The organism is Microbacterium sp. NPDC007973 (genome assembly GCF_042958465.1).
Classification (GTDB): domain Bacteria; phylum Actinomycetota; class Actinomycetes; order Actinomycetales; family Microbacteriaceae; genus Microbacterium; species Microbacterium galbum.
On the sequence record NZ_JBIBJJ010000003.1, the window covers coordinates 41,586 to 54,003 of the forward strand.

Genomic DNA, 12,418 nt, shown 5'->3' on the forward strand with positions numbered 1-12,418 from the left:
TCGGTCCCTCTCGATTACTTCTTCGCCGCGGCGAGCGACTCGCGTGCGGCCTCGACGACGTGCTCGGTCGTGATGCCGAACTTCTGGAACAGGGTCTTGTAGTCGGCCGACGCACCGAAGTGGTCGATCGCGACGGAGCGGCCGGCGTCGCCGACGATGCCCGCCCAGCTGAGCGCGGAGCCCGCCTCGACCGAGACGCGCGCCTTCACCGACGACGGCAGCACCGACTCGCGGTAGGCCTCGTCCTGCTCGGCGAACCACTCCAGCGACGGAGCCGACACCACGCGGGCGTGCACGCCCTCGGCGGCGAGCGTCTCGCGCGCCTCGACGGCCAGCTGCACCTCGGAGCCGGTGGCGATGAGGATCACGTCGGGCTCGCCGTTCTTCGCTTCGGCCAGCACGTAGGCGCCCTTGACGGCGCCTTCGGCGGAGGCGAACTCGTCGCCGGATGCCGCGCCCTCGCCGCGGGCGAAGACCGGGATGTTCTGACGGGTCAGGGCGATACCGGCGGGACCGGCGGTGCGGCGCAGCATCTCGAGCCACACGACGGAGGTCTCGTTGGCATCCGCGGGACGCACGAGGGCGAAGTTCGGGATGGCGCGGAGCGTCGCGAGCTGCTCGATCGGCTGGTGCGTGGGGCCGTCCTCGCCGAGCGCGACGGAGTCGTGCGTCCAGACGAAGATCGTCGGGATGTTCATCAGCGCGGCCAGACGCACCGGCGGGCGCATGTAGTCGCTGAAGATGAGGAAGGTGCCGCCGAACGGACGGGTGGGTCCGTGCAGGACGATGCCGTTGAGGATCGCGCCCATGGCGTGCTCGCGGATGCCGAAGTGCAGCACGCGGCCGTAGGGGTCGCCCGACCACTCGTGCGTCGACCACGAGGCGGGGATGAAGGACTTGGCATCCTTGATCGTCGTCAGGTTGGACTCGGCGAGGTCGGCCGAACCCCCCCAGAGCTCGGGGAGCGAGGCGGCGAGGGCGTTGATGACGGTGCCCGAGGCGGCGCGGGTGGAGACGTCTTTGCCGGCCTCGAAGGCGGGCAGCGCCTCGGCGATGTCGGCCGGGAGCTCGCGGGCCTGCAGGCGGTCCCACAGCTGCTTGCGCTCGGGGTGGGCGGCGGCCCACGCGTCGAACTTGTCCTGCCAGGCGGCCTTCTCGGCCTCGCCGCGCTTCACGAGCTCGCGCGTGTGCTCGAGGACGTCGTCGGCGACGGCGAAGTGCTGCTCGGGGTCGAAGCCGAGCACCTCCTTCGTGGCCTTGAGCTCGTCGGCGCCGAGGGCGGAGCCGTGGATCTTGCCGGAGTTCTGCTTGCCGGGCGAGGGCCAACCGATGATCGTCTTGAGGATGATGAGCGAGGGCTTGCTCGTCTCGCCCTTGGCGGCCTCGATCGCGGCGTGCAGCTCGGCGACGTCCTCGACGTACTGACCGGTCTTCTTCCAGTCCACGGTCTGCACGTGCCAGCCGTACGACTCGTAGCGCTTCTGGACGTCTTCGGTGAAGGCGACGTTGGTGTCGTCCTCGATCGAGATCTGGTTGGAGTCGTAGATCGCGATGAGGTTGCCGAGCTCCTGGTGGCCGGCGAGCGAGGAGGCCTCGCTGGTCACGCCCTCCTGGAGGTCGCCGTCGCCGGCGATCACGTAGACGAAGTGGTCGAAGGGGCTCTCGCCGGCGGGGGTCTCGGCGTCGAAGAGACCGCGCTCGTAGCGTGCGGCGTAGGCGAAGCCCACCGAGGAGGCCAGACCCTGGCCGAGGGGGCCGGTGGTGATCTCGACGCCGTCGGTGTGTCCGTACTCGGGGTGGCCGGGGGTCAGCGAGCCCCAGGTGCGCAGCGCCTCGAGGTCCTTCAGCTCGAGGCCGAAGCCGCCGAGGTAGAGCTGCACGTACTGGGTGAGCGACGAGTGCCCGGCGGAGAGGATGAAGCGGTCGCGACCGGGCCAGTGCGTGTCGGCCGGGTCGTGGCGCAGCACACGCTGGTACAGCAGGTAGGCGGCGGGGGCCAGCGACATGGCCGTTCCCGGGTGGCCGTTGCCCACCTTCTCGACGGCGTCAGCCGCCAGGATGCGTGCGGTGTCCACCGCGCGCCGATCGATCTCGTCCCATTCGAAGTCCGACAACACGGTGCCTTTCTCGATCCTGCGCCCGATTCACAAACCGACGTCCGCGCTCGTCACCGTAGGAGTGGGAGGGGGGTGGGGTGTCGGCGCGGGGCGCGCGTTCTTCGCCAGCATAGCGAGAACGACCGACGCCGTTGCCGTTCGTGACGGGGGTCGACAGGCGGCCGTGCGTGTGGTGGGGATGGCATAGAATCGTGGGGATTACATACGCGCTACCCCGGGGGACGATGGACATCTCGACGACGTCGCACGTCATTGCGACGACCGATCGCCGCTCCGTCGGACGCACCCTCCGGGCCTACGTCGCTCTGACGAAGCCCCGCGTCCTCGAGCTGCTGCTGGTGACCACCGTTCCGGTGATGATCCTCGCGCAGGGCGGACTGCCGAACCTCTGGCTGATCCTCGCCACCGTGATCGGCGGCTCGCTCAGCGCCGGTTCGGCGGCCGCGTTCAACATGTACCTCGACCGCGACATCGACGCGCACATGCAGCGCACGGTGAACCGACCGCTGGTCACCGGCGAGGTCTCGCCCCGGGGGGCTCTGACGTTCGCCTGGACGCTCGCGGTGTTCTCCACCGTGTGGCTGCTGGTGTTCACCAACCCGCTGGCGGCGGGCCTGTCGGCGGTCGCGATCTTCTTCTACGTCGTGATCTACACGATGATCCTCAAGCGCCGCACCGAGCAGAACATCGTGTGGGGCGGCATCGCGGGGTGCTTCCCGGTGCTCATCGGCTGGTCGGCGGTGACGGGCTCGCTCTCCTGGGCGCCGTTCATCCTGTTCGCGCTGGTGTTCCTATGGACGCCGCCGCACTACTGGCCGCTGTCGATGAAGTACGCCGCGCAGTACGACGAGGTCGACGTCCCCATGCTCGGCGCCACCCGCAGCGGTTCGCAGGTCGGCCTGCAGGTCATCCTCTACGCCTGGGCGACCGTCGCCTGTTCGCTCCTTCTCATCCCCGTCGCGTCGATGGGCCTGGTCTACAGCGTGTCGGCCCTCGTGTTCGGCGGCTGGTTCATCTACGAGTCGCACCGCCTCTACGCCCGTGCGGTGCGCGGCGGCGAGCCGCGGCCGATGCGCGTTTTCCACGCCTCGATCACCTATCTCACGCTGCTGTTCGTGGCGATCGCGGTCGATCCGCTCCTCCCGTTCTGAGCACGAGTCTTCAGAAAGCGCCCGCCCCGTCTCGGGGCGGGCGCTTCCTCGTGCGGATGCCGGGTCCTCGGCGTCATGCGCCACCAGCGACCTGCGCGCCGCGAGGTCAGAGAGCGGCGGCCATCGGGGTGGTGTCGCCCGTCAGGGGGCGGCTCATCTCGAGGAGCCCGCCGTCGTCGGGCTGCGGCTCCCGCCCGAGGACCCGCAGCTCCTCGACGCGCCCCGTGGGGACGAACCCGTTCCGCGCGTAGAACCGGCGAGCGGGCACGGCGTGCTCGGCCACCCAGAGGCGGAGGACCGTTCCGCGCGAGCCCGCCCAGCGCAGGATCGACTCGAAGAGCGCGTCGGTGACGCCGGCGGCCCTCCCTCGCGCGTCGGGTGTCACGTAGACGCCCGTGAGGACGGGCTCGGGGCCGTGGGCGTCGCCGATCTGCGCGCACATCATCCCGAGCCAGCGGCCCGTCTCGTCGTCGGTCGCCACGACGCTGGTGGTGTCGGGCTGACCGCCCCGTCGGGCTCGCATCCGCCATCCGCCTTCAGGGATGCGCAGCGTCTCGTCGACCGTCGCCGTCCAGGAGACCGGGTTGTCGGTGGCGTTTCCGAGACGGAACGTCCGCAGCTGCGGCCAGTCTTCTTCCCGCGTCGTTCGGAGGGTGAACATGTCTTCAGCGTAGGCACCCTCGTCGGCGCCCCTGGACGCGGAAGCGCCCGCCCCCGAGGGGAGCGGGCGCTTCCGGGACAGCGTCAGCGACGCGTGGCGTCGTCTCCGGTGTCGATCGTGGGCTCGTCGTGGCGGGCGGCCGTCGCGGCCGCCGGAGGAGCCGTGGCGGTCGACGGGGTCTCGACGTCGGCATCCTCCACCGCGAGGGGCGCGGCGGTCGTGGCCGGCGCGAAGGGAGCGGCGGGAGCGGTGCTCTCGGCGGCGGTCTCGTCGTCGCTGTTCCAGTCGATGGTCTCGATTGCGACGTCGGGACGACGGGTCAGTGTGGCGGCGGCGCCCAGGGCCAGCACGAGGGCGATGCCGATCGCACCGGCGCCGAGTACGGCGGCGCCGACGACGACCCACGACTGACCGACGTAGACCTGCACGACGGTGGCGTTCGGGTCGTTGAGCACCTGCTCCATCGCGTCGATCCCGTTCAGGACGATCGCGAGTCCACCGGCGATGGCGGCCAGGGAGGCGACGACGAGCACCCAGAACGGGATGCTGGTCACCAGGCGGGGGCGGGTCTTCATGGGGAGTACTCCTTGTCGTTCCGGCGCGGGGGCACCGGACTGGCGTTCCCCGACGCGGTGGCATCGGGAATGCCCGGGCTGAACCCGGAACGTCAAGGTTCTCTCACCGGTCCTGGCGGGGCCTAGGGGTCGCCGATGAATGCCCTATGAGCGTATAAGGGGGAGCGGGGCGTCAGGCGCGGGCGTCGGCGGTGGCGCGACCGCTCTCTGCCGAGGCGGCGACGACCGGGGTCTTCAGCCGCAGCACGACGACCGTCATGGTCGCCGCCGCGAGGGCCGCGAGCACCATGTGCGTCCCGACGGCGATCTCGGGGAGGCCGTTGCGCGCCTGATAGAGGCCCACCGCGATCTGCACGAGTTCGACCGCCAGCAGCGCGGTCGCCCAGCGGCGGACGGGCAGTCGGAGGCGCCAGGCGGCGACGACGACGACGAGCGTGAGGGCGAACAGGGCGTATCCGGGCCAGGCGTGCACGTGCTCCAGCACCTGCGCGTCGAAGCCGTTGCGCACCGAGGCCTCGTCGCCGGAATGGGGACCCGCACCGGTGGTCAGCACCCCGAAGACGATGGTCAGCGCCAGCACGCCGGTGGTCGCGTGCACGAGCCCGGCGAACCAGCGGGGCACCGACAGCGTGCGGGGCCCGGCCGGCTGGTACATGCGCACCAGGAAGGCGGCGCACACGGCCACGAGCACCACCGAGGCGACGTAGTGGAAGCCGACGATGAAGGGGTTCAGGCCCGTGAGCACCGTGATACCGCCCACGACCGCCTGCGCGATGATTCCGCCGAGGACGATCAGCGACAGTACGAACAGGACGCGGCGCTCGTGACGCATGCGCCACACGAGCACGACCACGGCGAGGGCGAGGATGCCGACCAGGCCGGTGAGTGTGCGATTGCCGAACTCGATGATGCCGTGGATGCCCATCTCGGGGGTGTTCACGAGCGAGTCGGGGGTGCAGCGCGGCCACGTGGGGCAGCCCAGGCCCGATCCCGTCAGACGCACGGCCCCGCCGGTGCCGATGATGAGCACCTCGGCGATGAACGACAACCACGCGAACACCTTCACCCGGCGGTCGACCCGCGTGGGCAGCCACGCGCCGAGACGCTGCAGTACCGCGGGGAGGCGGGACGAGGAGGGGGAGGACGGGGCGGAGGGCATGCGTACGGCTTCCTGGCGTCGGGGCCGTCCCGGCGTTCGGGAGAGCGGGACTGCCATGCCGGGAGCGGGTGTTGCCTGTAGAATCGAAGGGTCCGTGTGCAGCGCTCACGCGATCCGCACAGCAGACAGTCTAGGCGCGCAGCCAGCGCCTTCGAGCGGGCCCACCAGCGACGAACCTGGGACTTCGACCGGAGTCCGGAATGTCGGGGCGGATGACACCGTTGAGGCCCGAGAAGGAGAGTGATCACCATGTCCGATGTCCTCATCGACCGACCAGAGCTCGAGAGCCTGGGGCAATACGAGTTCGGCTGGCACGACACCGACGCCGCGGGCGCCGTCGCGCAGCGCGGCATCAACGAGGACGTCGTGCGCGGCATCTCCTCGCTGAAGTCCGAGCCGGAGTGGATGCTGAAGACCCGTCTGAAGGGGTACCAGCTCTTCGGCAAGAAGCCCATGCCGACCTGGGGCGCCGACCTCAGCGACATCGACTTCGACAACATCAAGTACTTCGTGCGCTCGACCGAGAAGCAGGCGCAGTCGTGGGAGGACCTCCCGGAGGAGATCCGCAACACGTACGAGAAGCTCGGCATCCCCGAGGCCGAGCGTCAGCGCCTCGTCGCCGGCGTCGCCGCGCAGTACGAGTCCGAGGTGGTCTACCACCAGATCCGCGAGGACCTCGAGCAGCAGGGTGTCATCTTCATGGACACCGACACGGCGCTGCGTGAGCACCCCGAGTTCTTCGAGGAGTACTTCGGCACGGTCATCCCCGCCGGCGACAACAAGTTCGCGGCGCTGAACACCGCCGTGTGGTCGGGCGGCTCGTTCGTCTACGTCCCCAAGGGCGTGCACGTCGAGATCCCGCTGCAGGCGTACTTCCGCATCAACACCGAGAACATGGGTCAGTTCGAGCGGACGCTGATCATCGCCGACGAGGACAGCTACGTCCACTACATCGAGGGCTGCACCGCCCCGATCTACAAGAGCGACTCGCTGCACTCGGCCGTGGTCGAGATCATCGTGAAGAAGAACGCCCGCGTGCGCTACACGACGATCCAGAATTGGTCGAACAACGTCTACAACCTCGTCACCAAGCGCGCCGTCGCCCACGAGGGCGCGACCATGGAATGGGTCGACGGCAACATCGGCTCCAAGGTGACGATGAAGTACCCCTCCATCTACCTCATGGGCGAGCACGCCAAGGGCGAGACCCTGTCGGTCGCCTTCGCCGGTCCCGGTCAGCACCAGGACGCCGGCGCGAAGATGATCCACATGGCGCCGTACACGCAGTCGTCGATCGTGTCGAAGTCCATCGCCCGCGGTGGCGGTCGCGCCGGTTACCGCGGTGAGGTGCGAGTGGATGCCAATGCGCACCACTCCGCCAACACCGTGCGCTGCGATGCGCTGCTCGTCGACACGATCTCGCGCAGCGACACCTACCCCGCGATCGACATCCGCGTCGACGACGTGCAGCTCGGCCACGAGGCGACCGTCTCGAAGGTCAGCGAGGAGCAGCTGTTCTACCTGCAGTCGCGTGGCCTCCCCGAAGACGAGGCCATGGCGATGATCGTGCGCGGGTTCATCGAGCCCATCGCCCGCGAGCTCCCGATGGAGTACGCGCTCGAACTCAACAAGCTCATCGAGATGGGCATGGAAGGCAGTGTTGGTTAAGTGACGACTGCGACCGAAACTCCCACGGCACAGTCGACTGGCGCCGGTAGGGGCCACATCGACCCGGCTACCCTCGTGGCATCCGTCGTCCCGGTGCAGACGCGCTCGGAGCGGAAGACCTCGTTCGACCCGGCCGACTTCGGCACCCCCACGGGCCGCGAGGTCAACTGGAAGCTCAGCCCGATCGACCGGCTCGCGCCGCTCTTCGTCGACGAGGCCGGTCCGACCGGCGTCATCACCGTCGACGTCGAGGCGCCGGCCGCGGTCGAGCAGCTGCGCCTCGCCGCGGGCGACGCCCCGCGCGGCGAGCACTTCCGCCCGGAGGACCTCCCCGCCGCCCTCGCGTGGACGCACGAGGCCGAGGCGCCGCTGCTGCGGATCCCCGCGAACGTCGAGCTCGACGAGCCCGTCGTGGTGCGTCTGACCGGCACCGGCGGCCTCGCGCACGCTCATGTCGTCGTCGAGGCGCAGCCCAACTCGCGCGGCACCGTCGTGCTGCGACACGAGGGCACCGCGACCCACGCGCAGAACGTCGAGATCATCGTGCGCGACGGAGCCGACCTCACCGTCGTCTCAGTGCAGCGGTGGGACGACGACGCGGTGCACGCGGCATCCCACCAGGCGCGCGTCGACCGCGACGCCAAGCTCACGCACGTCGTGGTGAGCTTCGGCGGCGGCGTCGTGCGCGTGAACCCCTCGGTCGAGCTCTCGGGCCCCGGCGCCGAGGGGCGTCTGTACGGCCTGTCGTTCTCCGACGCCGGTCAGCACCTCGAGTCGCAGGTGTACCTGCACCACAAGGGACCGCACACGGTCGGCGACGTGCTCTACAAGGGCGCGTTGCAGGGGGAGAGCGCCCGGAGCGTCTGGATCGGCGACGTGCTGATCGGACCGGATGCCACGGGCACCGACTCCTACGAGGCCAACCGCAACCTCGTGCTCACCGACGGCGCGCGCGCGGATTCGATCCCGAACCTCGAGATCGAGACGGGCGACATCCAGGGCGCCGGCCACGCCAGTGCCACGGGTCGTTTCGACGACGAGCAGCTGTTCTACCTGCAGGCCCGCGGCATCGCCGAGGACGAGGCGCGCCGCCTGGTCGTGCTCGGCTTCCTCAGCGAGATCGTGCAGCGCATCGGCATCCCCGAGCTCGAGACCGAGCTCATCGAGGCGATCGAGCACGAGCTGGCCGAGGGGACCGCCGCGTGAGCGCGATGCGCGTCTGCGCCCTGAGTGATCTCGTGCAGGACGAGGCGCGTCGCGTCGAGATCGACGGCGTCGCGATCGCCGTCGTGCTCGACGGCAACGGCGACGTGCACGCGATCGGAGACGTCTGCACGCACGGCGACATCTCGCTGTCCGACGGTTTCGTCGAGGGCGAGACGCTGGAGTGCTGGGCCCACGGCTCGGCGTTCTCGTTGAAGACCGGCCGTCCGCTGAACCTCCCGGCCTACGAGCCGGTTCCCGTGTACGAGGTCGTGATCGACGGAGACGACGTGCTCATCGATCCGTCCGTCACCAAGGCGACGGCCTGAGCCGCGCCGACACCAGAGACTTTACGAGTAAGGAACACCATGTCTGTCCTCGAGATCCGCGACCTCCACGTGACGGTCGAGACGGAGAACGGTACGACCCCGATCCTCAACGGCGTGACGCTGACCATGCGCACCGGTGAGACCCACGCCATCATGGGCCCCAACGGCTCCGGCAAGTCGACCCTGGCGTACACGATCGCCGGTCACCCCAAGTACACCGTCACGAGCGGCTCGATCACGCTCGACGGTGAGGACGTGCTCGAGATGAGCGTCGACGAGCGCGCTCGCGCCGGTCTCTTCCTGGCGATGCAGTACCCCGTCGAGATCCCCGGCGTCACGGTCACCAACTTCCTGCGCACGGCCAAGACGGCCATCGACGGCGAGGCGCCGGCGATCCGCAGCTGGACCAAGGACGTCAAGGGCGCCATGGAGAACCTGCGCATGGACGCGAAGTTCGCCTCGCGCAACGTCAACGAGGGCTTCTCCGGCGGCGAGAAGAAGCGCCACGAGATCCTCCAGCTCGAGCTGCTCAAGCCGAAGATCGCGGTGCTCGACGAGACCGACTCGGGACTCGACGTCGACGCGCTGAAGATCGTGTCGGAGGGCGTGAACCGCGCGAAGCAGCAGACCGACCTCGGTGTGCTGCTCATCACGCACTACACGCGCATCCTGCGCTACATCCGTCCCGACTTCGTGCACGTGGTGGTCAAGGGCCGCATCGTCGAAGAGGGCGGGCCCGAGCTCGCCGACCGACTCGAGGAAGAGGGCTACGACCGCTTCCTCGAGGCCGGTACGCCGATCGACGCGTAAGATCGTTACATGACCGCAACCCTCGCTCCCGAGAAGTACGACGAGGTCACCGAGGCCCTGAAAGACGTCATGGACCCCGAACTGGGGATCAACGTCGTCGACCTCGGCCTCATCTACGACCTCGCGTGGGACGACGATAATGACGCGCTCGTCATCCACATGACCCTCACCTCGGCCGGGTGCCCCCTGACCGACGTGCTCGAAGAGCAGACGGCTCAGGCCCTCGACAACGTGGTGGACCGCTTCCGCATCAACTGGGTGTGGATGCCGCCGTGGGGCCCCGAGCGGATCACCGACGACGGCCGCGACATGATGCGCGCCCTCGGTTTCGCGATCTGAGACCCGACTCTCGAACGCCCATCCCTTCGGGGGTGGGCGTTCGTCGTCGCGGCCCTTCGTCGTTGCCGGCCTGCGCCGTGTGTCGTCGTCTGACGCGCGCGCTGCGGGCCCTCGGGGCCGTCGTTAGGCTTTTCGCATGAGCGTCACCCCCCTGCAGGCCCTGCCCCTGGACCTCCTCCGTCAGCGCTCCAGCACGAAGTGGCGCTCGTACGGCGACGACGTCATCCCCATGTTCGTCGCCGAGACCGACTTCCCGCTCGCCCCCGCTATCACCGCGGCACTGCAGCGTGCGGTCGAGATCGGCGACACCGGGTACACGCCGCCCCGCCCCGGCATCGATCTCGATTTCGCCGCCTACGCCGACCGGCGGTGGAGCTGGACGATCGACCCGGCACGCGTGCGCTGGACGGGGGACGTGATGATGGGCGTGGTCGAGGTGCTCCGCGCGGTGACGTCGCCGGGCGATCGCGTCGTCGTGACACCGCCGGTGTACCCGCCCTTCTACGACACGGTCGAGGAGGCCGGGGCCGTCGTGGAGCGCGTCCCCCTCGTCGACAACGGGGAGCGATGGAGCCTCGACCTCGGCGGGATCGAGGACGCTCTGGCATCCGGGGCCCGCGCGGTGCTGCTGTGCAACCCGCACAATCCCACGGGCACGGTGCACACGCGCGACAGCCTGGCCGCGCTCGCCCGGCTCGCCCAGCGGTACGGCGCGAGCGTCGTCAGCGACGAGATCCACGCGCCGCTCACGCACGCGCCGGCGGTGTTCACCCCCTTCCTGGATGCCGGGTCGGAGGCCGCCGCGGTCGGGTACGCGGTGACGAGCGCGAGCAAGACCTACAACCTCGCCGGGCTCAAGTGCGCGGTCATCGTCACCGGGGCGGAGGAGACCGCGCAGGTCGTGCGCGCGCTGCCGTGGGAGGTCGAATGGCGCGCGGGTCTGTTCGGCGTGATCGCCAACCGGGCGGCGTTCGCGGCGGAGAGCGACCCCTGGCTCGACTCCCTGCTGGCGGCTCTCGACGAGAACCGACGACTGCTCGCCGACTTGCTCGCCGAGCACCTCCCGCTGGCCCGCTACCGTGTTCCCGAGGCCGGCTTCCTCGCGTGGGTCGACATGTCGGCCTACGGGTGGGGCGACAATCCCGCGCCCTTCCTCCGCCGCGAGGCCAAGGTCGCGTTGCACCACGGCCCGCTGTTCGGCACGGAGGGGATCGGCCACGTGCGCATCAACGTCGGGTGCGCGCCGGAGGTGCTGCGCGAAGCGATCGAACGCGTCGGGGCGCTGGTACCGCGACCCTGACGGCGGCGGGCGTCGTGCACGCAGGCCCCGCCCCGGGGCGCCGCGTCGGGCAGTGGTCGTCCACCGGCGAGGCTTTTGGGGCATCGCGCCTGGCATCCGAGGATAGGTAAGGATATCCTTATCGGGTGAAGACCGCCACGCGCCCCGCTTACCGTCCGTACGTCGCCGTGGTGAAGTCCGCCCGCCGCCTGTCGCCCCACTTCGCCCGCATCACCTTCACCTCTCCGGATTTCGAGGTCTTCGGCATCGATCGGCGCGACCAGCGCGTGAAGATCGTCCTCCCCGGCGCCGACGGTCGCCTCTGCGACATCGGGCAACACGACCCCGAGGCCATCGACAACGGCGAGTGGTACACGCGGTGGCGTGACCTGCCGGAGGACGAGCGGATGCCGTTCCGCACCTACACCGTGCGGCGCATCGATCCCGCGGCGCTCGAGCTCGACATCGACTTCGTGCTGCACCACGACGCCGGCCCTGCCGGTGCCTGGGCGGAGTCGGCAATGGCGGGTGACAGCATCCTGGTCGTCGGTCCCGATGCGCGCAGCGACGATTCCGCGCAGGGCATCGACTTCCACCCGGGGACGGCGCAGCGTCTGCTGCTCGCGGGTGACGAAACGGCGGCGCCGGCGATCTGCGCGATTCTCGAGGGACTCGGTCCCGGTTTCGTCGTCGACGCCTTCGTGGAGGTGCCGACGATCGACGACGCGCTCTCCGTCGGCCCGGGCGCCCTGCCCGTCACCTGGCTCGCCCGCGACGACCGCCCGCACGGCGAGGCCTTGATCGAGGCGGTCGAGGCGTGGGCCGCGGGATCCCGGGCGGTGCTGGAGCGCGCTGCCGCGCCGCGCCCGCAGGAGCTCGAAGACATCGACCTCGACGTCGATCTGCTGTGGGACAGCCCGGCAGACGGCGAAGGGGAGTTCTACGCGTGGATCGCGGGGGAGTCGCAGACGGTGAAGACCCTGCGACGGTTGCTCGTCCAGGGGCACGGCGTCGATCGCAAGCGCGTGGCGTTCATGGGGTACTGGCGCGAGGGCCAGGTCGAGCGGACCGCCTAGGCGACCCGCACGAAAGGGCCCGGACGGGGATGCCGTCCGGGCCCTTTCGCA

The 12,418-nt window shown here is 69.7% G+C and carries 12 protein-coding genes; 8 read left to right on the top strand and 4 right to left on the bottom strand.

Features of this window, described 5'->3' with window-relative positions; genetic code table 11:
- Positions 1–14: 14 nt before the first annotated feature.
- Positions 15–2,114 (bottom strand): transketolase, encoded by a 2,100-nt coding sequence (gene tkt, locus ACFZA2_RS09095; protein WP_363579390.1) that lies wholly within the window; start codon positions 2,112–2,114, stop codon positions 15–17.
- Between the two features lie 227 nt (positions 2,115–2,341).
- On the opposite strand from tkt, the gene ACFZA2_RS09100 reads away from it, so the two are divergent.
- A complete protein-coding gene (locus ACFZA2_RS09100) occupies positions 2,342–3,268 on the top strand; it encodes a heme o synthase (protein WP_315995856.1) in 927 nt (308 codons plus the stop codon).
- A 106-nt stretch (positions 3,269–3,374) separates the two neighbouring features.
- On the opposite strand, the gene ACFZA2_RS09105 is transcribed toward ACFZA2_RS09100, so the two are convergent.
- The 3 genes from ACFZA2_RS09105 to ACFZA2_RS09115 all read right to left on the bottom strand — a co-directional run bounded on the left by ACFZA2_RS09105 (position 3,375) and on the right by ACFZA2_RS09115 (position 5,663).
- The gene (locus ACFZA2_RS09105; RefSeq protein ID WP_391403516.1) at positions 3,375–3,929 is read right to left on the bottom strand and encodes a GNAT family N-acetyltransferase; all 555 of its coding nucleotides are present in this window, start codon (positions 3,927–3,929) and stop codon (positions 3,375–3,377) included.
- A gap of 83 nt (positions 3,930–4,012) precedes the next feature.
- The gene (locus ACFZA2_RS09110; RefSeq protein WP_391403519.1) at positions 4,013–4,504 is read right to left on the bottom strand and encodes a dinucleotide-utilizing enzyme; all 492 of its coding nucleotides are present in this window, start codon (positions 4,502–4,504) and stop codon (positions 4,013–4,015) included.
- A gap of 172 nt (positions 4,505–4,676) precedes the next feature.
- A complete protein-coding gene (locus ACFZA2_RS09115) occupies positions 4,677–5,663 on the bottom strand; it encodes a heme A synthase (RefSeq protein ID WP_391403522.1) in 987 nt (328 codons plus the stop codon).
- 249 nt (positions 5,664–5,912) lie between these two features.
- Between ACFZA2_RS09115 and sufB the strand changes: the two genes are divergently transcribed.
- The 7 genes from sufB to ACFZA2_RS09150 all read left to right on the top strand — a co-directional run bounded on the left by sufB (position 5,913) and on the right by ACFZA2_RS09150 (position 12,367).
- Entirely contained in the window at positions 5,913–7,331 is a 1,419-nt protein-coding gene (sufB, locus tag ACFZA2_RS09120) for a Fe-S cluster assembly protein SufB (protein ID WP_315995852.1), read from the top strand.
- Complete coding sequence (gene sufD, locus ACFZA2_RS09125; RefSeq protein ID WP_391403525.1) at positions 7,332–8,537, top strand: Fe-S cluster assembly protein SufD; 1,206 nt, start codon at positions 7,332–7,334, stop codon at positions 8,535–8,537. It abuts the gene before it with no gap.
- Positions 8,538–8,542: 5 nt separating this feature from the next.
- Positions 8,543–8,863: a non-heme iron oxygenase ferredoxin subunit gene (locus tag ACFZA2_RS09130; protein ID WP_391405259.1), complete on the top strand. Its 321-nt coding sequence runs from the start codon at positions 8,543–8,545 to the stop codon at positions 8,861–8,863.
- Positions 8,864–8,902: 39 nt separating this feature from the next.
- Positions 8,903–9,673, top strand: coding sequence for a Fe-S cluster assembly ATPase SufC (gene sufC, locus ACFZA2_RS09135; protein ID WP_391403528.1), 771 nt, complete (start codon positions 8,903–8,905; stop codon positions 9,671–9,673).
- A gap of 9 nt (positions 9,674–9,682) precedes the next feature.
- On the top strand, positions 9,683–10,012 hold the full coding sequence (locus ACFZA2_RS09140; protein WP_391403531.1) for a metal-sulfur cluster assembly factor: 330 nt from the start codon (positions 9,683–9,685) through the stop codon (positions 10,010–10,012).
- A 136-nt stretch (positions 10,013–10,148) separates the two neighbouring features.
- A complete protein-coding gene (locus tag ACFZA2_RS09145; RefSeq protein ID WP_391403534.1) occupies positions 10,149–11,312 on the top strand; it encodes a MalY/PatB family protein in 1,164 nt (387 codons plus the stop codon).
- A gap of 125 nt (positions 11,313–11,437) precedes the next feature.
- Entirely contained in the window at positions 11,438–12,367 is a 930-nt protein-coding gene (locus tag ACFZA2_RS09150) for a siderophore-interacting protein (protein WP_363391318.1), read from the top strand.
- Positions 12,368–12,418: the final 51 nt, after the last annotated feature.